The organism is Xanthobacter sp. 91 (assembly GCF_000702385.1).
Taxonomy (GTDB): Bacteria; Pseudomonadota; Alphaproteobacteria; order Rhizobiales; family Xanthobacteraceae; genus Xanthobacter; species Xanthobacter aminoxidans.
Genome location: NZ_JNIB01000001.1, coordinates 4,427,386 through 4,448,108 on the forward strand (window position 1 = coordinate 4,427,386; position 20,723 = coordinate 4,448,108).

At 68.6% G+C, this 20,723-nt stretch carries 17 protein-coding genes; 14 read left to right on the forward strand and 3 right to left on the reverse strand.

Annotated features, from left to right (window positions below; translation table 11 throughout):
* The first annotated feature begins 37 nt into the window (after nucleotides 1–37).
* From A37E_RS0120690 to A37E_RS26135, 11 genes are all read left to right on the forward strand, one after another.
* Entirely contained in the window at nucleotides 38–1,012 is a 975-nt protein-coding gene (locus A37E_RS0120690) for a quinone oxidoreductase (RefSeq protein ID WP_029558368.1), read from the forward strand.
* Between the two features lie 187 nt (nucleotides 1,013–1,199).
* The gene (locus A37E_RS0120695; protein WP_024279205.1) at nucleotides 1,200–3,410 is read left to right on the forward strand and encodes a bifunctional (p)ppGpp synthetase/guanosine-3',5'-bis(diphosphate) 3'-pyrophosphohydrolase; all 2,211 of its coding nucleotides are present in this window, start codon (nucleotides 1,200–1,202) and stop codon (nucleotides 3,408–3,410) included.
* Nucleotides 3,411–3,436: 26 nt separating this feature from the next.
* Nucleotides 3,437–4,207, forward strand: a complete 771-nt coding sequence (locus A37E_RS0120700; RefSeq protein ID WP_029558369.1) for a pyridoxine 5'-phosphate synthase — start codon at nucleotides 3,437–3,439, stop codon at nucleotides 4,205–4,207.
* A complete protein-coding gene (acpS, locus tag A37E_RS0120705) occupies nucleotides 4,204–4,611 on the forward strand; it encodes a holo-ACP synthase (RefSeq protein WP_029558370.1) in 408 nt (135 codons plus the stop codon). The genes A37E_RS0120700 and acpS overlap by 4 nt, the downstream gene beginning before the upstream one ends.
* A 157-nt stretch (nucleotides 4,612–4,768) precedes the next feature.
* Nucleotides 4,769–5,521 carry a signal peptidase I gene (gene lepB / locus A37E_RS0120710; protein ID WP_029558371.1) on the forward strand — a complete coding sequence of 251 codons (753 nt, stop codon included), beginning with the start codon at nucleotides 4,769–4,771 and terminating at the stop codon, nucleotides 5,519–5,521.
* Nucleotides 5,491–6,228, forward strand: coding sequence for a ribonuclease III (gene rnc, locus A37E_RS0120715; RefSeq protein ID WP_051460874.1), 738 nt, complete (start codon nucleotides 5,491–5,493; stop codon nucleotides 6,226–6,228). The genes lepB and rnc overlap by 31 nt, the downstream gene beginning before the upstream one ends.
* Complete coding sequence (gene era, locus A37E_RS0120720) at nucleotides 6,228–7,364, forward strand: GTPase Era (protein ID WP_245279394.1); 1,137 nt, start codon at nucleotides 6,228–6,230, stop codon at nucleotides 7,362–7,364. Before rnc ends, era begins: the two co-directional genes overlap by 1 nt.
* Before the next feature lie 122 nt (nucleotides 7,365–7,486).
* On the forward strand, nucleotides 7,487–8,065 hold the full coding sequence (locus A37E_RS0120725; protein WP_029558373.1) for a flavodoxin family protein: 579 nt from the start codon (nucleotides 7,487–7,489) through the stop codon (nucleotides 8,063–8,065).
* 104 nt (nucleotides 8,066–8,169) lie between these two features.
* The gene (gene glmU, locus A37E_RS0120730) at nucleotides 8,170–9,519 is read left to right on the forward strand and encodes a bifunctional UDP-N-acetylglucosamine diphosphorylase/glucosamine-1-phosphate N-acetyltransferase GlmU (RefSeq protein WP_029558374.1); all 1,350 of its coding nucleotides are present in this window, start codon (nucleotides 8,170–8,172) and stop codon (nucleotides 9,517–9,519) included.
* Between the two features lie 163 nt (nucleotides 9,520–9,682).
* Nucleotides 9,683–11,506, forward strand: a complete 1,824-nt coding sequence (gene glmS, locus A37E_RS0120735; protein WP_029558375.1) for a glutamine--fructose-6-phosphate transaminase (isomerizing) — start codon at nucleotides 9,683–9,685, stop codon at nucleotides 11,504–11,506.
* Between the two features lie 153 nt (nucleotides 11,507–11,659).
* On the forward strand, nucleotides 11,660–12,838 hold the full coding sequence (locus A37E_RS26135; protein ID WP_051679226.1) for a GGDEF domain-containing protein: 1,179 nt from the start codon (nucleotides 11,660–11,662) through the stop codon (nucleotides 12,836–12,838).
* 11 nt (nucleotides 12,839–12,849) lie between these two features.
* On the opposite strand, the gene A37E_RS0120745 is transcribed toward A37E_RS26135, so the two are convergent.
* Nucleotides 12,850–13,239 (reverse strand): YbaN family protein, encoded by a 390-nt coding sequence (locus A37E_RS0120745; protein WP_245279395.1) that lies wholly within the window; start codon nucleotides 13,237–13,239, stop codon nucleotides 12,850–12,852.
* Nucleotides 13,240–13,331: 92 nt separating this feature from the next.
* Nucleotides 13,332–15,425 (reverse strand): ATP-dependent DNA helicase RecG, encoded by a 2,094-nt coding sequence (gene recG, locus A37E_RS0120750; protein WP_029558379.1) that lies wholly within the window; start codon nucleotides 15,423–15,425, stop codon nucleotides 13,332–13,334.
* A 143-nt stretch (nucleotides 15,426–15,568) separates the two neighbouring features.
* On the opposite strand from recG, the gene A37E_RS0120755 reads away from it, so the two are divergent.
* The 3 genes from A37E_RS0120755 to A37E_RS0120765 all read left to right on the forward strand — a co-directional run bounded on the left by A37E_RS0120755 (nucleotide 15,569) and on the right by A37E_RS0120765 (nucleotide 18,998).
* Nucleotides 15,569–16,228 (forward strand): protein-L-isoaspartate(D-aspartate) O-methyltransferase, encoded by a 660-nt coding sequence (locus A37E_RS0120755; RefSeq protein ID WP_024279193.1) that lies wholly within the window; start codon nucleotides 15,569–15,571, stop codon nucleotides 16,226–16,228.
* A gap of 101 nt (nucleotides 16,229–16,329) precedes the next feature.
* Nucleotides 16,330–17,604: an alpha/beta hydrolase gene (locus A37E_RS0120760; RefSeq protein ID WP_038193479.1), complete on the forward strand. Its 1,275-nt coding sequence runs from the start codon at nucleotides 16,330–16,332 to the stop codon at nucleotides 17,602–17,604.
* Nucleotides 17,605–17,822: 218 nt separating this feature from the next.
* Nucleotides 17,823–18,998 (forward strand): M23 family metallopeptidase, encoded by a 1,176-nt coding sequence (locus A37E_RS0120765; RefSeq protein ID WP_245279396.1) that lies wholly within the window; start codon nucleotides 17,823–17,825, stop codon nucleotides 18,996–18,998.
* 66 nt (nucleotides 18,999–19,064) lie between these two features.
* Here A37E_RS0120765 and A37E_RS0120770 read toward each other — a convergent pair whose 3' ends face one another.
* A complete protein-coding gene (locus A37E_RS0120770) occupies nucleotides 19,065–20,570 on the reverse strand; it encodes a carboxypeptidase M32 (protein ID WP_029558382.1) in 1,506 nt (501 codons plus the stop codon).
* Nucleotides 20,571–20,723: the final 153 nt, after the last annotated feature.

Here is a 20,723-nt window from a genome sequence, read left to right on the forward strand (position 1 = left end):
GATCCGGGCCATCTCGGGAGGATAGGGGTTGGTGGTCATGGTCCATGCGGTTCAGGTGCATCAGACGGGCGGTCCCGAGGTGCTCACCTATGAAGAGGTGGTGGTTCCCCCGCCCGGGCCCGGTCAGGTGCAGGTGCGCCACACCGCCATCGGCCTCAACTTCATAGACGTCTATTTCCGCACCGGCCTCTACAAGGCCGCGACGATGCCCTTCATTCCCGGCAATGAGGGTGCTGGCGTCGTGGAGGCGGTCGGTCCCGACGTGACCGACTTCCACCCTGGCGACCGCGTGGCCTATGCCATGACCATCGGCGCCTATGCCGAGGTGCGGAACGTCCCCGCCGCCACGCTCGTCCACCTGCCCGCCGCCATCGATGACCGCACCGCAGCGGCCATGATGCTCAAGGGCATGACGGCGCAGTATCTCGTGCGCCGTACCCACCACATCAAGCCGGGCGACGTGATCCTCGTGCAGGCCGCCGCCGGCGGCGTCGGCCTCATCCTGTGCCAGTGGGCGAAGCATCTGGGCGCCACCGTGATCGGCACCGTGGGTTCCAAGGACAAGGCCGAGCTTGCCCTCGCCAACGGCTGCGACGAGGCGATTCTCTACCGGGACGAGGATTTCGTTCACCGGGTGAAGGAGATCACCTCCGGCAAGCTGTGCGACGTGGTCTATGACGGCGTCGGTCAGGCGACCTATCCCGCCTCCCTCGACTGCCTGAAGCCGCTCGGCCTGTTCGTGAGCTTCGGCAACGCCTCTGGCGCCATCAAGAACTTCGACCTGCTGCACCTGTCGGCCAAGGGCTCGCTGTTCGCCACCCGCCCGACGCTCGCCACCTTCGTCGCCAAGCGCGCCGATCTCATCGCCACCGCCAACGATTTGTTCGAGGCGGTGCTGACCGGCGCGGTGAAGATCCCGATCCACCAGACCTACGCGCTGAAGGACGCGCAGAAGGCGCACCGCGACCTCGAAGGCCGCAACACCACCGGGGCGACGCTGCTTCTGCCGTGAGACTGGCGCCTCCCTCTTCCGTATGGGGAGGGGGAGCGAGGCGGCTCAAGGCATGCGCGACATTCCCACACCCATGCAGTGACAATGACTTGCGTATCCCGCCCCTCCGCATGATATCTACGGTTCAACAAGGATGGGGCGGGCGCGCTGAGCCTGCTCCGCCGTGCTGCGACGGATCGTTCCGGCCATGATGCGCCAATACGAACTCGTCGAGCGCGTTCGACGGTATAATCCCAACACCGACGAGGCGCTGCTCGACCGCGCCTATGTCTACGCCATGAGGGCGCACGGCAGTCAGCTGCGTGCGTCCGGCGATCCCTATTTCTCCCACCCGCTCGAAGTCGCGGCGATCCTCACCGATCTCAAGCTGGACGATGCCACCATCGTCTCGGCCCTGCTGCACGACACCATCGAGGACACCAGCGCCACCAAGGCGGAGATCGAGCGGCTGTTCGGCCACCAGATCGCGACGCTGGTGGAGGGGCTGACCAAGATCAAGAAGCTCGACCTCGTCTCCAAGCAGGCGAAGCAGGCCGAGAATCTCAGGAAGCTGCTGCTCGCCATCGCCGACGACGTGCGGGTGCTCCTCGTCAAGCTCGCCGACCGCCTCCACAACATGCGCACCCTGAAATGGGTGCCGCCGGAGAAGCGGGACCGGGTGGCGCAGGAAACGCTGGACATCTACGCGCCGCTCGCCGCCCGCATGGGCATGCAGGACATGCGCGAGGAGCTGGAGGATCTCGCCTTCCGCCAGCTCTCCCCGGAAGCCTATGAGAGCATCACCACCCGCGTCTCCGAGCTGAGGCAGTTCAACGGCCCGGTGGTGCAGGAGATCGAGCGGGAGCTGAAGGACGAACTCGAGCGGCGCGGCATCGTCGCCGAGGTCAAGGGGCGGGAGAAGCGGCCCTTTTCCATCTGGGGCAAGATGGAGCGCAAGGCCATCGGCTTCGAGCAATTGTCGGACCTGTACGGCTTCCGCGTGCTCGTCTCCTCGGTGGAGGACTGCTACCGGGCGCTGGGCGTCGTCCACACCAAGTGGGCCATCGTGCCGGGCCGCTTCAAGGACTACATCTCCACCCCCAAGCCCAACGACTACCGCTCCCTGCACACGACCGTGGTCGGCCCGCGCCGCCAGCGCGTCGAGATGCAGATCCGCACCAAGGACATGGAAGAGATCGCCGAATACGGCATCGCCGCCCATGCCCTCTACAAGGATGCCTCGGGCGCGCCAGGGGAGATGCTCTCCCACGAAAGCCGCGCCTATGCCTGGCTGCGCAAGACCATCGAGAACCTGTCGCAGGGGCTCTCGCCCGAGGAATTCCTGGAGCACACCAAGCTCGAGCTGTTCCACGATCAGGTGTTCTGCTTCACCCCCAAGGGGCGACTCATCGCTTTGCCGCGCAAGGCGACGCCCATCGATTTCGCCTATGCCGTGCATACCGACGTGGGCAATACCGCCGTGGGTTGCAAGATCAATGGCACCATCGCGCCGCTGGTGTCGGAGCTGAAGAACGGCGACGAGGTGGAGATCATCACCTCCAAGGCGCAGACGCCGCCGGGCGCGTGGGAGACCATCGCCGTCACCGGCAAGGCCCGCGCCGCCGTGCGCCGTGCCACCCGTGCCGCCGTGCGCGCGCAATATGCCGGCCTCGGCCGCAAGATCACCGAACGCGCCTTCACCCGCGTCGGCAAACCCTTTACCGAGGATGGGGTGGCCAAGGCCACGCCCCGGCTCGCCCGCGCATCGGCGGAGGATGTGTTCGCCGCCATTGGCCGGGGCGAGATCAAGACCGACGACGTGATCCGCGCCGTCTATCCCGACTGGGTGCCGCCCCGCCCCGAGGAGCGGGCGGAGCGCGCCGCCAGTGGCGAAGGCTGGTTCGAGCTGAAGCGCGGCCACAACCTCAAGTTCAAGATCCCCGAGGGCGCCACGTCGGAACGGCTCGACGCCATTCCCATCCGCGGCATCAACGGCGACCTGCCCGTGCGCTTCGCGCCGGATGGCGGCGCCGTGCCGGGCGATCGCATCGTCGGCATTCTCACGCCGGGTGAGGGCATCACCATCTATCCCATCCAGTCGGCGTCGCTGCAGGGGTTCGAGGACGCGCCCGAACGCTGGCTGGACGTGCGGTGGGACGTGGACGAGCTGTCCGACGGGCGCTTCCCCGCCCGCATCATCGTCACCGCCCGCAACGAACCCGGCTCGCTGGCGCAGATCGCCGGTGCCATCGGTGACCGGGGCGGCAATATCGACGGGCTGCAGATGCATGCCCGCTCGGCGGATTTCCACGAGATGGTGATCGACGTGGAGGTGTTCGACCTCAGGCACCTCAACGCCATCATCGCCGATCTCAAGGCCCGCGAGGTGGTCTCGCAGGTGGAGCGCGTGAACGGCTGAGGCCGGCGCGGACGGGAGCAAGCGAAATGGCGGTGCTGAAGCCGGTGCGGCTCGGGGTGAACGTCGACCACGTGGCGACCGTGCGCAACGCGCGGGGCGGCCTGCTGCCGGATCCGGTGCGCGCCGCCCGTCTCGCCGCCACGGCGGGCGCCGATGGAATCACCGCCCATCTGCGCGAGGACCGGCGCCATATCCGCGATGCCGACATGACGCGGCTGAAGGCCGAGATCGACCTGCCGCTCAATTTCGAGATGGCCGCCACCGAGGAGATGGTGGGCATCGCCGTCTCCGTCCGCCCCAATGCCTGCTGCCTCGTGCCCGAGCGGCGGGAGGAGCGCACCACCGAGGGCGGGCTCGATGCGGCGGGGCTTGCGACCGAACTCGGCCCGCGCATCGCCCGGCTGAAGGCGGCGGGCATCCGCGTCTCGCTCTTCATCGCGGCTGAGGAGAGGCAGATCGCCGCGGCGGCCGCGCTCGGCGCCGATATCGTGGAACTGCACACGGGGGGATGGTGCGACGCGGTTGCGGAAGGCCGCACGGCCGAGGCGGAAGCCGAGTTCGCGCGCCTCAAGGCCGGGGCGCGGCAAGCCAATGCGCTGGGGCTCGAAGTCCATGCCGGCCACGGGCTCGATTACGCCACGGCTGAGCGCATCGCGGCCTTTCCCGAGATCGTGGAGCTGAACATCGGCCATTTCCTGATCGGCGAGGCCATCTTCGTCGGGCTGGAGGCGGCGATCCGCACCATGCGGGCGGCCATCGCCGCCGGGCGCGCGGCCGCAACGGGCGAGGCGGCATGATCCTCGGCATCGGCTCCGACTTCTCGGATGCGCGTCGCATCGCCAAATCCATCGAGCGGTTCGGCGACCGGTTCCTGAACCGCGTCTTCACGCCCGTGGAGCGGGCGAAGGCGGACCGGCGCAAGCTGAGGGCGGAGACCTATGCCAAGCGCTTCGCCGCCAAGGAGGCCTGCGCCAAGGCGCTCGGCACCGGGCTGAGCGGGGGCGTGTTCTGGCGCGACATGGGCGTCGTCAACCTGCCATCCGGCCAGCCGACGCTGGTGCTGACGGGCGGGGCCGCGCTGCGGCTCGCGCAGATGGTGCCGCAGGGGTACGAGCCGCACATCCACCTCTCCCTCACCGACGAGGGGCCGCTGACGGCCGCCTATGTCATCATCTCGGCGGTGCCCCGCTCCGGCGCCTGACGCTGGAGGAGGTCGAGGGCGTGCGTTGCCGGGAGGCCGCGAAGCCTCTATAGGGGCGGTCTTGCCTGTCGAGACCGGCGCGCATCTGCCGGTATCTCCTCAGTTTCGGCGCAGTTTGTCGTACCCTGCGCCTCATTTGGGAAACCTTGGACACCCGATGACCGCGACCAGCGATTCCAAGAAGGACGGCGGCTTTCTCGAAACCGTCCGGGTGATTGTCCACGCGCTGCTGATCGCGCTGGTGATCCGGACCTTCCTCTTCCAGCCGTTCAACATCCCCTCCGGGTCGATGAAGGACACGCTGCTGATCGGCGACTATTTGTTCGTCTCCAAGTACAGCTACGGCTATTCCCACTTCTCGATTCCCTTCTCGCCCAACCTGTTCTCCGGCCGCATCTTCGGGTCCGAGCCGACGCGCGGCGACGTGGTGGTGTTCAAGCTGCCCAAGGACAACGAGACCGACTACATCAAGCGCGTGGTCGGCATGCCCGGCGACAAGATCCAGATGATCAACGGTCTCCTGCACATCAACGGCGTGCCGGTGCAGCGCGAGCGCCTGTCGGACGTGAGCGAGGACGACGGCTCCGGCCGAAAGGTGCCGGTGAAGCGCTGGCGCGAGACGCTGCCGAACGGCGTCTCTTACGAGACGCTGGACCTGGTGGACAACGGCTTCTACGACAACACACCCGTCTATGAAGTGCCGCTCGGGCACTTCTTCATGATGGGCGACAACCGGGACAATTCCGCCGACAGCCGCGTGCTGAGCCAGGTGGGCTATGTTCCGTTCGAGAATCTCATCGGCAAGGCGCAGCTGATCTTCTTCTCGATCGACGAGGGCGCTTCTGCGTGGCAGGTTTGGACATGGCCTTGGACGGTGCGATGGGATCGGCTGTTCACACGGGTGCATTGAACGGGGCGGGGCAGGATCTCGCCCATCTCGAGGAGCGGATCGGCTACCGCTTCCGCGATCGCTCGATGCTTGAGCTGGCCCTGTCCCACATCAGTGCCGTGAAGGGCGAGGCGCCGCGCCTGCGCTCCTACCAGCGGGTGGAATTCCTGGGCGACCACGTGCTCGGCTCGGTGGTGTCGCACATGCTCTATCTCGCCTTCCCGGAAGGCGAGGAGGGGGAATTGTCGCGCCGGCTCGCTGAGCTGGTGCGTGAGGAAGCCTGCGCCGAGGTCGCCGAGGACATGGACCTCGGCCCGTTCATCCGCCTCGGTCCCGGCGAAAGCCAGTCCGGCGCGCACAAGCGCCGCGCCATCCTCGCCGACGTGGCCGAGGGTGTGGTCGCGGCGGTGTTCCTCGACGGTGGGTATGAGGCGGCCCACGCGCTGGTGGAGCGGTTCTGGCGTCCGCGGCTGGAGGCCCCGCGCCGGCCGCTGCGCGATGCCAAGACTGTGCTGCAGGAATGGGCCCAGGCCCGTGGCCTGCCGCCGCCCGTCTATCGCGAGGTGATGCGCTCCGGCCCGGACCACGCGCCCCGATTCACCGTGGCGGTGGACCTGCCCGGCCTCGCTTCGGCGCAGGCGGATGGCGCCTCCAAGCAGAATGCACAGAAGGCGGCTGCCGCCGCTTTCCTCGTCCGTGAGGGCGTTTGGGAGAAGGACGAGGCCTGATGGCACCGAGGAAGAAGGCGGGCGCCGACACGGCCGCCCCGGATCAACATCCTGCCGTTGCGGAAGAGGAAGCCCTCGCCGCCGCCGCGCCGCACGAGGATGTCGCCGAAGAGGATATCGCGGAGGATGAACTCTCCGATGATCTTCCGGACGACGATCTTCCGGAGGACGATGAGGACGACGATTTCGACGACGAGCTGGATCGCGCCGAGCGCGCTCCTCTTGCGCCGCTCCAAGGCCCGACGCGCTGTGGCTTCGTGGCTCTGCTCGGCGCGCCCAATGCCGGCAAGTCCACGCTGACCAATGCGCTGGTGGGCACCAAGGTGTCTATCGTCTCGCACAAGGTGCAAACGACGCGCTCCATCGTGCGCGGTATCGCGCTGGACGGCGCGGCGCAGGTGGTGCTGGTGGACACACCCGGCATCTTCGCGCCCAAGCGCCGGCTGGAGCGGGCGATGGTGTCGAGCGCCTGGACCCATGCCGCCGACGCCGACGTGATCGCATTGCTGGTGGATGCCAACCGCGGACTCGACGAAGACATCGAGGCGCTGCTCGGTCAGCTGAAGGACATCCGCAAGCCGCGCGCGCTCATCCTCAACAAGATCGACCTGATCCGCCGCGACAGCCTGCTGGCGCTCGCCGCCGCGATCACCGAGCGGGCGCCGTTCGACCGGGTGTTCATGGTCTCCGCGCTCACCGGCGACGGCGTGAACGACGTCCGCCGCTGGTTCGCCGAGACGGTGCCGGAAGGCCCCTGGCTCTATCCCGAGGATCAGGTTTCGGATGCGCCCATGCGCATGCTCGCGGCCGAGATCACCCGCGAGAAGATGTTCCTGCGCCTGCACGACGAACTGCCTTACCGCTCCACGGTGGAAACCGAGAGCTGGAAGGAATTGCGCAACGGCTCCGTGCGCATCGAGCAGACGATCTTCGTGGAGCGCGAAAGCCAGAGGAAGATCGTGCTCGGCAAGGGCGGCAACACCATCAAGACCATCTCGTCCGAATCCCGGAAGGAGATCTCCGAGATCATCGAGCAGCCCGTGCATCTCTTCCTGTTCGTGAAGGTGCGCGAGAGCTGGGCGGATGATCCCGAGCGCTATCGCGAGATGGGGCTGGAGTTCCCCAAAGGCGGCTGAACGTGCGGCTGAGCACGCCGTCGTGCGTTTGCGAAAACGCAAGGCTGGATTGCGATCTTACGGCTGGATGTAGGCATTCATGCACGGCATAACCGGTGGCGAACCCAACGGGGAGACGTGTCATGTCGAAGCCAGTCGTCGCGATCGTGTATCACTCGGGCTATGGCCACACCAAGGTGGTGGCTGAATCCGTGCTCGCCGGCATCAAGGAAGTCGATGCGGTCGAGGGCGTCCTCGTCTCCGTGGACGAAGTGGACGAGAAGTGGGACGTGCTGGACGGCGCCGCCGCCATCATCTTCGGCGCGCCGATCTACATGGGCAACGTCTCCGCTGCCTTCCAGGCGTTCGCCGAGAAGTCGTCCAAGCGCTGGTTCGAGATGAAGTGGAAGGACAAGCTGGCCGCCGGCTTCGTCAATTCCGGCGCGCAGAACGGCGACAAGCACCAGGGCATCCACGCGATGTTCGGCCTGTCGCAGCAGCACGGCATGGTCTGGGTGGGCCTTGGCCTCCATCCCGGCAACAACAATTCCAAGGGCTCGCTGGACGACCTGAACCGCCTCGGCGGCTTCGCCGGCGCCTATGCCCAGTCCAACATCGATGAAGGCCCGGACGTGGTGCCGCCCGCCACCGACCGCCGCACCGCCGCCCATCTCGGCCGCCGCGTCGCCGAGGCGACCGTGCGCTGGACTCGCGGCGCCTGAAAATCGCCATCTGCGGCGCGCCAGCGTCTCGCGTCCTCCCCGCTTCCGCTTGCTGCGGCGGCGGGGTAATGGGGGCGGAACGTTAGCGCCGCGGAGGAATCGCGATGAGTGACCGGAGCCTGCTCGTGGTGGTGCTCGCCGCCGGGGAAGGGACGCGCATGAAGTCGCGCCTCCCCAAGGTGCTCCACAAGGTCGCCGGCCGCACCATGCTCCACCATGTGCTGGCGGCGACCCGTGCCGCCGGCGCCACCCGCACCGCCGTGGTGGTCGGCCCCGGCCGCGAGGATGTCGCCGCCGAGGCGACGCGCATCGTGCCGGACGCGCAGGTGTTCGTGCAGACCGAGCGGCTCGGCACCGCCCACGCCGTGCTCGCCGCCCGCGCCGCGCTGGAACAGGGCGCCGACGACGTGCTCGTGCTCTATGCCGACACCCCGCTGGTGCGCCCCGAAACCCTCGCCCGCCTGCGGGCCCCGCTGGCCGAGGGCGCTGCCGTCGCCGCGCTCGGCTTCGAGCCGGAAGACCCCACCGGCTACGGCCGTCTCGTCACCTCCGGCGACGAACTCGTCGCCATCCGCGAGGAGAAGGACGCGACCGCCGCCGAGAAGGCGGTTCGCTTCTGCAACGCCGGGCTGATGGCGCTCTCGGGCAAGGATGCGCTCTCCATCCTCGACCGGATCGGCAACGCCAATTCCAAGGGCGAATATTACCTCACCGACGCCGTCGAGATCGCCCGCGCTGACGGGCGCGCCGCGGTCGCGGCGAAGGCGGATGTGGACGAGGTGGCCGGCGTCAACAGCCGCATCCAGCTCGCCGAGGCCGAGGCCATCCTGCAGAAGCGCCTGCGGCTCGCCGCCATGGCCGAGGGCGCCACGCTGATCGCGCCGGAGACGGTGTTCTTTTCCGCCGACACCGTGCTCGGCCGCGACGTGATCGTGGAGCCCAACGTGGTGTTCGGGCCGGGCGTGACCGTCGGTGACGATGTGGTGATCCACGCCTTCTGCCACCTCGAAGGCGCGCAGCTCGCGCCCGGCGTCTCCATCGGTCCCTATGCGCGGCTGCGGCCGGGCACGCGGCTGGATGAGGGCGTGCGCATCGGTAATTTCGTGGAGACCAAGGCCGCCCATATCGAGAGCGGCGCCAAGGTGAACCACCTCTCCTACGTCGGCGATGCCCACGTGGGCGCGGGCGCCAATCTCGGCGCCGGCACCATCACCTGCAACTATGATGGCTTCTCCAAGTATCGCACCGAGATCGGCGCGGGTGCCTTCATCGGCGTCAATTCGGCGCTGGTGGCCCCGGTGACGATCGGGGCGGGGGCCTATGTGGGCACCGGCGCCGTCATCACCTCGGATGTGCCGGAGGATGCCCTCGCCATCGCCCGCAGCCGGCAGGTGGTGAAGGACGGCTGGGCCAAGGATTTCCGCGCCGCCCGGGCCGACGCGAAGAAGAAGTAGCCTTCGCCTGACACCAACGGAAAGGCGATGTGATTCCGGCTCCGGCCCCGTGGGGGGTAGGACTTGCGGGTTAGGAACGGTCCATTCAGTTTTTGCAGTGCACCTTGGACGCGACAATCAGCCGGGCCCAACCGGGGCGCCGCCAACATCGGAGCTAGATCGCATGTGCGGGATCGTCGGCATTCTGGGGAAGAGCGCCGTCGCGGACAAGGTGGTCGAATCCCTCCGGCGCCTGGAATACCGCGGCTATGATTCCGCCGGCATCGCGACACTGGAGAACGGGCACCTCGAGATCTGCCGCGCCGAAGGCAAGCTGCGCAATCTCGAGACAAAGCTCGACAAGCACCCGCTCAAGGGCCACGCCGGCATCGGACACACCCGCTGGGCGACCCACGGCAAGCCCTCCGAGCGCAATGCCCATCCCCACGGCACCAAGCGCGTGGCGGTGGTCCACAACGGCATCATCGAGAATTTCCGCGAGCTGAAGGAAGAGCTGAAGGCCGCCGGCGTCACCTTCAGGAGCGACACGGACACCGAGGTCGTCGCCCAGCTGGTGGACCGCGAGCTGCTCTCCGGCAAGGAGCCGGTGGCGGCGGTGGCGGCCGTGCTGCCGCGCCTCAAGGGCGCCTTCGCCCTCGGTTTCCTGTTCGACGGCAAGACCGACCTGTTGATCGCCGCCCGCCGCGGTTCTCCCCTCGCCATCGGCTACGGCAATGGCGAGATGTTCCTCGGCTCGGACGCCATCGCTCTCGGCCCGTTCACCGATCGCATTGCCTATCTGGAAGAGGGCGACTGGGCGGTGCTGACCCGCGAGGGCGCGGAAATCCGCGACGAGACGGGGCGCATCGTGGAGCGCGCGGTGCAGAAGGTGCCGGCTGGCGCCCTGCTCGTGGACAAGGGCAACCATCGCCACTTCATGGCGAAGGAGATCTACGAGCAGCCCGAGGTCATCTCCCACACCTTCGGCCATTATCTCGATCTCGACACCGAGACCGTCTGCCTGCCCGAGCTGCCGTTCGACCCGAAGGAGGTGCAACACATCTCCATCACCGCCTGCGGCACCGCGCTCTATGCCGGCGCAGTGGCGGAATACTGGCTGGAGCGGTTCGGCCGCGTGCCGGTCTCCACCGACATCGCATCCGAGTTCCGCTACCGCGAGACGCCGCTGGCGCCGGGCGGCGTCACCATCGTCATTTCCCAGTCGGGCGAGACGGCGGACACGCTGGCCTCCCTGCGCTACGCCAAGGAGTGCGGGCAGAAGGTGGTGGCCGTGGTGAACGTGCCCACCTCCACCATCGCCCGCGAGGCGGACGTTGTGCTGCCCATTCTCGCCGGCCCTGAAATCGGCGTCGCCTCCACCAAGGCCTTCACCTGCCAGCTGGCGACGCTGGCCTGCCTGTCCGTCGCGTTCGGCCGCGCCAAGGGCGTGCTGTCGGCGGATGACGAGCACAAGCTGGTGCGCGCATTCATGGAAGTGCCGCGCCTCATGACGGAGGCGCTGAAGCTCTCGCCGGAGATCGAGGTGCTGGCCCGCACCCTCGCGAAGGCCCGGGACGTGCTCTATCTCGGCCGCGGGACGAACTATCCGCTGTCGCTGGAAGGGGCGCTGAAGCTCAAGGAAATCTCCTACATCCACGCCGAGGGCTATGCCGGCGGCGAGCTGAAGCACGGCCCCATCGCCCTCATCGACGAGAAGATGCCGGTGGTGGTGATCGCCCCCCACGACCGCATCTTCGACAAGACCGTCTCCAACATGGAGGAGGTGGCGGCGCGCGGCGGCAAGATCATCCTCGTCACCGACCCCAAGGGGGCCGAGGCGGCGCCGGTGAATGCGGTGCAGAAGCTGATCCTGCCCGAGATGCCGGCGACCGTGTGCCCGATGGTCTATTCCATCCCGGTCCAGCTGATCGCCTACCATACGGCGGTCATCATGGGCACGGACGTGGACCAGCCGCGCAACCTCGCCAAGTCCGTGACGGTGGAATAGGCAGTCACGGTGGAATAGTCGGCGACGGTGGCCTGGTCCGGCGCGGGTGGCACAATCCACCCGTGCCCCTTGAAATCTGTTGCGCCGATATCGATTCGGGTCCTTCATTTTCCGACACAACCAACGCTCGAGCCTGGGTGCGGACGCCGGTCAATGCCTGCTGCGACGTTCCCTATCTTCATGAATGCCGTGGTGGCGGCTCTGTTCGCCGCGAGCTATCTCGCGTTGGCGCTGCTTCATCGCGGCTACACGGCGCCGCTCTGGTTCGCCGCCAGCTTCGGCGCCATCGTCATCACGCCGCTGGCGATGCTGGCGCAGTCCTACACCGGCTGGATCGTCCTGTTCGCGCCGGTGATCTACCTCTCCTTCGCGACGTGCCTCATCCTGATGGTGCCGGGGCTGGCCGTGCTCTACCGCAAGCCCATCCCGTTGGGGCTGGTCGCTGTCCTTGGCGTCGTGACGGTGCTCAGCGCCGCGCTGGCGCTGCAACTGACCGTGAACATGTTCGTCCGGGTGGTCAGCTATCAGCTGCCGTTCGTGGTCGCGACGGCAGCAAGCTGCTGGGTGGTTCTGCGGGACAGCCCGCGCCGGCTGCGTGATCTCCTGCTCGCCGGCCTGTTCGCGCTGCTGTGCATGCACGTGCCGCTCAAGGCCGCGCTGGCCGTCAGCCTGCATACCGGGCCGCACCAGATCAACTACATGGACACGCCGTTCGCAGTGGTGGCCCAGGTCAGCACAGGCCTCCTGATGGTGGCGACGGGATTCCTGATTCTGGTGATCTCCGTGCTGGAACTGGTGCGGGAGACGCAGGAGGTGGCGGATACGGACGCCCTGTCCGGCCTCCTGAACCGCCGCGGGTTCGAGCAGCGCGCATCAGATCTGGTGCACAGGCAGGCCGGGGCGGCGCCATTCGCGCTGCTGCTCATCGATATCGACCACTTCAAGGCCATCAACGACACGTTCGGCCACGGCGTGGGCGACCAGACCATCCGCGGCTTCGGCGGCATGCTGCAGCACACGCTGCCGCAGTCGGCGCTCATCGGCCGGGTGGGGGGCGAGGAGTTCGCCATCCTGCTGGAGCGCGCCTCGCCCGAGATGGCGCGGCTGCAGGCGGAATCGGTGCGCCTCGCCATCATCGGCCATGAGGAGACGGACGTGCCGCCCTTCACCGTCAGCATCGGCGTCGCGCTGGCTTCGCGGGTCGAGCCGCTCCCGGCGACGTTCGAGCGGGCGGATGCCGCCCTCTACGAGGCGAAGCGGTCGGGCCGCAATCGGGTCTGCTGCGCGGAAGAGGAATTCCTGCCCGACAACGTGGTGCCCCTGCGTCGTTGAGGGACCTCGCGCTACCGGTTCGGCCGGGTCGCGATGAAGATCGCAAGCAGGATGAACAGCACGCCGAGGAACGCGAGCACGAAGGTCGGCGCGCCGAGATACCAGCTGCCGGTGAAGGTGCCGACGAAGCTCGCCAGCGCGAACAGCTTCACCAGGGGCGGGATGGCCCCGGTCTCCCGCCACCGGACCACGCCGGGGCCGAGCCAGCGGTGATTGAGGAGCCACGCCTCGAACTTGGGCGACGAGCGGGTGAAGCACCAGGCGGCGAGGATCAGGAAGACCGTGCCCGGCAGCATGGGCACCACCATGCCGATGGCGCCGATGACCAGGAAGACGAACCCCGCCGCGAACAGCAGCTTGCGATAGATGGCGTCGCGGCTCCAGCGCCCTGCGGCCAGCATCTCACTCTGCGTCAGCTCCCTCTGCGCCGTCGGGGCAGGCGGAGGAGGGGCGGATGCATCGTCGTCGGCGGCCATCGCGGGACCATGGCGCCTCATCCGGCGGAGAGCAAGCGCACGGCCGCATCCCGCTCCTGCAGGTGCAGCAGCGTGTGCAGCACCCGCGCGCCGGGGGCGACAAGGTCGGGATCGGCCCGCACCTGCGCCGCCGCCGCGTTGCGGGCGGCCTCCACCTCGCCGCCGTGCCATTCCATGCGGGCGAGGCGGAAGCCGGGCAGGCCACTTTGCCGCGTGCCCAGCACGTCACCCTCGCCGCGCAGTCGCAGATCCTCCTCGGCGAGGCGGAACCCGTCCTGGCTCTCGCGCAGGATGGCGAGGCGAGCTTTCGCCGTTTCGCCCAGCGGGTGACGGTAGAGCAGCAGGCACACGGACGGCTTGTCGCCGCGCCCAACCCGCCCGCGCAACTGGTGCAGCTGGGCGAGGCCGAAGCGCTCGGCATGCTCGATGACCATGACGGTGGCCTCCGGCACATTCACGCCCACCTCGATCACCGTCGTGGCGACGAGCAGCCGCGTCTCCCCGCGGGCGAAGCGGGCCATGGCCTCGTCCTTGGCGGCGCCGGACATGCGCCCGTGCACCAGCCCCACCGATGCGCCGAAGACGGCTTGCAGCGTCTCGTAGCGCTCTGTGGCGGCGGCGAGGTCGGAGGTGTCGGTCTCCTCCACCAGCGGGCAGATCCAGTAGGCCCGCGCGCCCGAGGCGAGTGCGCGCCCGACGCCTGCCACCACCTCGTCCAGCCGGTCGAGGGGCAAGGCGCGGGTGTCGATGGCCTGCCGCCCCGGCGGCTTCTCTCGCAGCTCGCTGGACTCCATGTCGCCGAACAGGGTGAGGACGAGGGTGCGGGGGATGGGGGTCGCCGTCATCACCAGCATGTCCACCGCCTCGCCCTTGCGGGCCAGCGTCAGGCGCTGCTCGACGCCGAAGCGATGCTGCTCGTCCACCACGGCGAGGGCGAGGTCGCGGAAGATCACATCGTCCTGGATGAGTGCATGGGTGCCCACCACCAGATCGGTGCGGCCGAAGGCCAGCTCCGTGAGAACTGCTTCGCGGGCCCGCCCCTTCTCCCGGCCGGTGAGGATGGCGGTGGACAGGCCGGCCGCGGTGGCCAGCGGCGCGATGGTCTCGTGATGCTGGCGGGCGAGGATCTCGGTGGGTGCCATCAGCGCGGTCTGCCGCCCAGCCTCGGCCACCGTGGCGGCGGCCATCAGGGCGACCACGGTCTTGCCGGAACCCACGTCGCCCTGGAGCAGGCGCAGCATCCGCGTGTCGGCGGCCAAATCTGCGCGAATGGCGGCGATGGCCTGCTCCTGCGCGCCGGTGAGCGTGAAGGGGAGGGCGGCGGCGAGCCGCGCCGAGATGTGTCCATCCCCGATGGTGGCGCGCCCGCCGGCCTTCTCCTCCTGCGCCCGGACGAGGGCGAGGGTGAGCTGGTGGGCGAGCAACTCATCGAAGGCGAGCCGGCGCCACGGCCCGCCGGCCGGCGTCGCCTCGTGGGGGGAGGTCGGCTTGTGCAGGCGCATCAGCGCCTCCCGGAAGGACGGCCAGCCCCGCGCCGCGCGAAATTCGTCCGGAATCCATTCGGGCAGGTCCGGCACGCGCTGGAGCGCCGCCTCGATGGCCCGGCGCAGATGCCCGGAGGCGAGGCCCTCCACCAGCGGATAGACCTGCTCCACCGCCGGCAGCCGCTCGACTCCGGCGGCATCGAGGATGCGGTCCGGGTGGGTCATCTGCCGCATCCCGTCATAGATGGAGATGCGGCCGCACAGCCAGCGCTTGGCTCCGACCGGCAGCATCCGCTCGATGCGCGCGGGCTCGATCTTGAAATGCACCACCACCATGTCGCCGCTGGCATCGGACACATAGGTGCGGTGCGGCGCCCGGCTGCCGGGCGGGGGCGGCTGGTGGGCATCCACCGTCACTTCCACCGTCACGTCGGTCTCGGGAACGGCCTCTGCGAGCAAGGGGCGGGCGCGGCGGTCCACGAAGCCGGACGGCATGTGGAACAGCAGGTCAATCACCCGCGGCATGTCCCGGCCCAGCAGGCGCGCATACGGCTTCATCAGCTTGGGGCCGATGCCGGAGAGGCTGTCGAGGGTTGCGAAGAGGGGAGACAGGACGTCGGGGCGCATGGCGGCGCGAGGGTGTCCGATCGGCCGTTGCGGCGCAAGCCGGGGTGGCGCGCGGCGGCTGGGAAGATGGTGGAAAGGCACCGGCTGGAGATCGGCGGCAATCTGCTATAGGTTTCAACAGTTAGGCGGAGATGGACACCGGGATGAGTACCGGCGAGGGCGACGGCGAGCAGGCGGAACGTGCGGCCTTCATCCTCCGGCTGCGCCAGCGTGGGATCAGGGATCTCGCGGTGCTGCGCGCCATCGAGCTGGTGCCGCGGCCCCTGTTCGTGGATCCCATGATGCGCCGCCACGCCTATGACGACGTGGCGCTGCCCATCGCCTGCGGCCAGACCATGTCGCAGCCGAGCCTCGTCGCCGCCATGACGGAAGCGCTCGGCGTCACGGCAGACCAGACCGTGCTGGAGGTGGGCACCGGCTCGGGCTATCAGGCCGCCGTGCTGTCCCATCTCGCCGCCCGCGTGGTGACGGTGGACCGCTATCGCTCCCTCGTCAGCGAGGCGCAGACGCGTTTCGAGGTGCTCGGCCTGCGCAACGTCACCGCCTATGTGGGCGACGGTATGAACGGCATGCCGGCCCGCGCGCCGTTCGACCGCATCCTCGTCACCGCCGCGGCACCCGACATCCCCCCGGCGCTGATGGATCAGCTCAAGCTCGGCGGCGTCATCGTCGCGCCCCTCGGCGCGCCGGAGGAGGTGCAGACGCTCGTCCGCATCGTCAAGGAGCAGTCGGGCCGCAGCCGCACCGACCTGATGAAGGTGCGCTTTGTACCGCTCGTTCCGGGCGCCGCGGCCACACTCTGAGCGAAAGCATCGCTTTAACCGTACCCTGGTGCCGAAGCCCGTTGCGGGGGCCCGATCCCTCGGCTATCGGGATCGGGAGTTGCGTTCCGGGGGATCGAGAATTGAAGGGCGTTTCCGGCCGCGGGCGGCAGTTACTGGCGTGTGCGCTGCTGCTCGGCCTGCTGACAGGCTGCGCCGGGCGCCCCGATGGCGCGCTCATTCCCGTGCCCGATACAATTCCCGGCACGTCCCGCGTGGACATGGTGGTCGCCACCGTCCGCGAGCGGTCCGATGGCCCGGACATCTTCAATGGCGAGCGCGCCCGCACGCCGAGCTATGCCGAGATCGAGGTTTCCATACCGCCCGACGGCGCCCGCAAGATCGGCGACGTGCAGTGGCCGCGGAGCATTCCGGGCAATCCGGCGACGGACTTCGTCACCACCAAGCTCGTCGACCTGACGCAGGATCAGGCGACCGTGTGGTTCCATAACCGCATCAGCCGCACGCCCGGCCGGCAGGCCCTGGTGTTCGTGCACGGCTACAACCAGCGCTTCGACGACGCGGTGTTCCGCTTCGCCCAGATCATCCACGATTCCGAGGCGCCGGTGACGCCGGTGCTGTTCACCTGGCCCTCGCGCGGCAGCCTGCTCGCCTACGGCTATGACCGCGAAAGCACGTCCTTCTCCAGGGATTCCCTTGAGCGGCTGCTGACCTTCATGGCCAAGGACCCGAACGTGGGTGAGATTTCCATCCTCGCCCATTCCATGGGCAACGTCGTGACGCTGGAAGCCCTGCGGCAGATGGCGATCCGCAACGGGCGCATCCTGCCCAAGATCAAGTATGTGATGCTTGCGGCGCCGGACGTGGACGTGGATGTCTTCTCCACCTTCTTCAACGAGATCGGCAAGACCAGCCAGCGCCCGGCCTTCACCCTGTTTGTCTCGCAGGACGACAAGGCGCTCGCCGTCTCCCGCCGGGTGTGGGGTGACGTCCCGCGTGTCGGTGCGGTCGATCCGGAGCAGGAGCCGTTCCGCACCGAGTTCGAGAAGAACAACATCAACGTGGTGGACCTGACCAAGCTCAGGACCAACGATCCTCTCGCCCACGGCAAGTTCGCCGCCAGCCCGAAGGTGGTGCAGGCCATTGGCGCCCGCCTTGCGGAGGGGCAGACCATGACCGACTCCCGCGTCGGCGTCGGCGAGCACATCATCAAGGCGACTTCGGACGCCGCCGCGACCGTCGGCACCGCCGCCGGTCTCGTCATCGCCGCGCCCGTCGCCGTGGTGGATGAGAACACCCGCTCCCACTACAACCAGCATGTGAACCAGCTGGGCCGCTCGGTGTCGGACACCGCCGAGAGCGGCGCCAGCGTGGTCGCCCTCCCCAAGGGCAACTGACGAAACGGCAGGTCGGGGTCGCCGACCTGTTGCAGGTTTGTCACGTGGGAGTCGAAAGTTCGGCAGCACCATGCCGAAGATACGTCATTTAAGCCGCCGTTTACGCATGGGACCCTTAACTGCGGGCCGTAATGTTTGCGTGCGAGTTCGGTCACATGCGTACTTCCTGCGGGACTCACGGGCGTAACGTCTTCGCGCGGCTGGCACTGATCGGGCTCGTGTCCGGAACGGTTGCAGGCTGTAGTTCGGATACGATCCGCTTCGCCGCCGACTCGCCCCAGCCACCGGCCGGGGCGCCCGTCGCGGGCTACCAGGGGCATCCGGGCGGCTATCCGCCCGCCGGCAACGGGGACGTCACCGGCTCGCTGGGCTCCGGTCGGGTGGAGGCCATGCCGGCCCCGCCACCGGGGCAGGCGGCGGCGCCCGCCTACCCGGCCTCATCCTATGCCTCAACCGGTGGCGGTCAGCCGCTGTACGGAGCGCCCGGCTATGCGGCGGCGACGCCCGCTGCGGCTCCGGCCGCCCGCGGTCCGGCTGCCGGAACCCATGTGGTGGTGGCCGGCGAGACCCTCGGGTCCATCTCGCGCATGTACAACGTCTCGGTGGCCTCGCTGACCATCGCCAACAATATTCCCGCCGGCGGCACCGTCCGCACGGGCCAGACGCTCATCATCCCGCCCGGCGGCAATGGCGCGTCGCAGGCCAAGGCCGCGCAGGCTGCTGCCCAGTCCACCGCTGCCGCCAAGCCGCCGCAGCTTGCCGCGGCGGCTCCGGTCGCCAGCACGCTGCAGGTTCCCGGCTCGGCCAAGCCCGCGACGATCGCCGCCACGCCGGCTCCGGCACCGGCTGCCGCCCCCGCGGCGAAGCCCACCCAGACCGCTGCGGCCAAGCCCGCCGGTTCCGCGCCGACTGCGGCTGTGTCCAAGTCGGCCGCACCCGAGCCGAAGGTCGAGACCGCCGCGAAGGTGTCGCCGGTGATCGATGCCGACGACGCCCCGCGCGCCGGTGGCTCCGGTCCCCAGTTCCGCGCCCCGGTGCGCGGCCGCGTGATCGCCTCCTACGGTCCCAAGCCCGGCGGTGCCCACAATGACGGCGTGAACTTCGCGGTCCCCGAAGGCACTGCGGTGCGCGCTGCCGAGGACGGCACCGTCGCCTATGCCGGCAACGAGCTGAAGGGGTACGGCAATCTCGTGCTCATCAAGCATGCCGACGGCTACGTGACCGCCTATGCCAACAACAGCGAGCTGACGGTGAAGCGCGGCGATACCGTGCGGCGCGGCCAGATCGTTGCCAAGGCCGGCCAGAGCGGCAACGTCTCCTCGCCCCAGCTGCACTTCGAGATCCGCAAGGGGTCGACGCCCGTCGATCCGAGCCGCTACGTCGCCGGTCTCTGATAGCAACTTTATCTCAAACGAAAACGGCCGGGCATCTGCCCGGCCGTTTTGCGTTGGGACGGTCGATCAGGCCGCCGAATGCTCCATCTCGCCGCCATAGCGGCGGCGCAGGTGGGCCTTGAACACGGAGGCATCGAGCGGCCGGCCGGTGGCGCGGGTCAGAAGCTCGTCCGTCTCCAGCAGCGAGGCTTGGCCGTGGACATTGACGCGCAGCCACGCCAGCAGGGGCGCGAAATCCCCCTTGGCAATGCCGGGCAGGATGCCGGGATCGGCGCGGCAGGCGGCATCGAACAGCTGCGCCCCCGTCATCGCGCCCAGCGTGTAGGTGGGGAAATAACCCCAGCCGCCGCCCGGCCAGTGAATGTCCTGAAGGCAGCCCAGCCGGTCGTCGGGCGGCGTCACGCCGAGCAGGGACTTCATGCCCTCGGCCCAGGCCCCGGGCAGGTCGGCGAGCTTCATATCTCCGCCGATCAGCGCCTTTTCCAGCCGGTAGCGCAGGATGACATGGGCGGGATAGGTCACCTCGTCCGCATCCACCCGGATGAAGCCCCGCTCCACCCTGGTGTAGAGCCGCCACAACGCATCCGCCTCCCAGGCCGGGCCGGAGCCGTTGAAGGCGGCGCGCATGCGCGGGGCGGCGAAAGTGAGGAATTCCCGGCTGCGGCAGGCCTGCATCTCCATGAGCAGAGACTGGCTCTCATGGATGCTCATGGAGCGGGCCTGCCCCACCGGCTGGTGGATGAAGTCCTGTGGGCGACCCTGCTCATAGAGCGCATGGCCGGTCTCGTGCAGCACCCCCATGAGGGCGCGGGAGAAGTCGCTCTCGTCGTAGCGGGTGGTGATGCGCACGTCGTTGTCGGCGCCACCGCAGAAGGGATGGGTGGAGACATCGAGCCGGCCGCGCTCGAAATCGAAGCCGACCACCTTCATCATCTCCAGCCCAAGCGCGCGCTGCGCCTCCACGGCGAAGGGGCCTTCGAGCGGGGGCATAGCGGGACGGCGGGCCTGGATTTCCAGCACTTTCTCGGTGAAGCCGGGCAGGAACTGGGCGAGGTCGTCGAATAGCGCGTCGATGCGGGCCGAGCGGCCGCCGGGCTCGTAGCCGTTCAGGAGGGCATCATAGGGGGAGAGGCCGAGCTTCTCGCCCTTCACCCGGCCGATCTCGCGCTGGAGCCGCAGCACCTCCTCCAGAGAAGGCAGGAGGGCCGGGAAGTCCGCGTCCGCACGCGCCTTGCGCCAGGCCATCTCGCAGCGGGAGGAGGCGCGGCTGGAGGCTTCCACGAGGTCGGCAGGCACGGCCGTATCCACGGTGAAGCTGCGGGTGATCTCGCGCACGTTGGCGCGCTCCCACGGGCCCAGATCCTCATTCTCCGCATTGGCGATCCAGTCGCCGATGCGCGGGTCGGTCGCCATGTTGTGGTGGAGCACGCGCAACAGGGCGAGGCTCTCCGCGCGGGTGGAGGCGGCGCCCTTGGGCATCATGGTGTCGCTGTCCCACTGGAGGATGCCGATGCCGTTGGCGAGCGCCGCGGCACGGTCGAAATGGGCGGCGAGGTCGGAATAGGCCGTCATGGCGCGATCCTGTTGGCTCTGGGGCCGGAGAATTCAAGGGCCGGGAAAAGGGCCAAGACGGTAGCCAAGCGGAGCGGGCATGGAAAGGGCGGGGCATGCGGCGCCGGTCGCAAAGAAAAGCCCGGCGCGGACATTTGGTCCGGCCGGGCTGGA

What these genes read in the sequence shown, in the direction of transcription:
- A37E_RS0120690 (WP_029558368.1), top strand. Translation starts at nt 38, where the DNA reads ATGGTCCATGCGGTTCAGGTGCATCAGACGGGCGGTCCCGAGGTGCTC.
- A37E_RS0120695 (WP_024279205.1), top strand. Translation starts at nt 1,200, where the DNA reads ATGATGCGCCAATACGAACTCGTCGAGCGCGTTCGACGGTATAATCCC.
- A37E_RS0120700 (WP_029558369.1), top strand. Translation starts at nt 3,437, where the DNA reads ATGGCGGTGCTGAAGCCGGTGCGGCTCGGGGTGAACGTCGACCACGTG.
- acpS (WP_029558370.1), top strand. Translation starts at nt 4,204, where the DNA reads ATGATCCTCGGCATCGGCTCCGACTTCTCGGATGCGCGTCGCATCGCC.
- lepB (WP_029558371.1), top strand. Translation starts at nt 4,769, where the DNA reads ATGACCGCGACCAGCGATTCCAAGAAGGACGGCGGCTTTCTCGAAACC.
- rnc (WP_051460874.1), top strand. Translation starts at nt 5,491, where the DNA reads ATGGGATCGGCTGTTCACACGGGTGCATTGAACGGGGCGGGGCAGGAT.
- era (WP_245279394.1), top strand. Translation starts at nt 6,228, where the DNA reads ATGGCACCGAGGAAGAAGGCGGGCGCCGACACGGCCGCCCCGGATCAA.
- A37E_RS0120725 (WP_029558373.1), top strand. Translation starts at nt 7,487, where the DNA reads ATGTCGAAGCCAGTCGTCGCGATCGTGTATCACTCGGGCTATGGCCAC.
- glmU (WP_029558374.1), top strand. Translation starts at nt 8,170, where the DNA reads ATGAGTGACCGGAGCCTGCTCGTGGTGGTGCTCGCCGCCGGGGAAGGG.
- glmS (WP_029558375.1), top strand. Translation starts at nt 9,683, where the DNA reads ATGTGCGGGATCGTCGGCATTCTGGGGAAGAGCGCCGTCGCGGACAAG.
- A37E_RS26135 (WP_051679226.1), top strand. Translation starts at nt 11,660, where the DNA reads ATGCCTGCTGCGACGTTCCCTATCTTCATGAATGCCGTGGTGGCGGCT.
- A37E_RS0120745 (WP_245279395.1), bottom strand. Translation starts at nt 13,239, where the DNA reads ATGCTGGCCGCAGGGCGCTGGAGCCGCGACGCCATCTATCGCAAGCTG.
- recG (WP_029558379.1), bottom strand. Translation starts at nt 15,425, where the DNA reads ATGCGCCCCGACGTCCTGTCTCCCCTCTTCGCAACCCTCGACAGCCTC.
- A37E_RS0120755 (WP_024279193.1), top strand. Translation starts at nt 15,569, where the DNA reads ATGAGTACCGGCGAGGGCGACGGCGAGCAGGCGGAACGTGCGGCCTTC.
- A37E_RS0120770 (WP_029558382.1), bottom strand. Translation starts at nt 20,570, where the DNA reads ATGACGGCCTATTCCGACCTCGCCGCCCATTTCGACCGTGCCGCGGCG.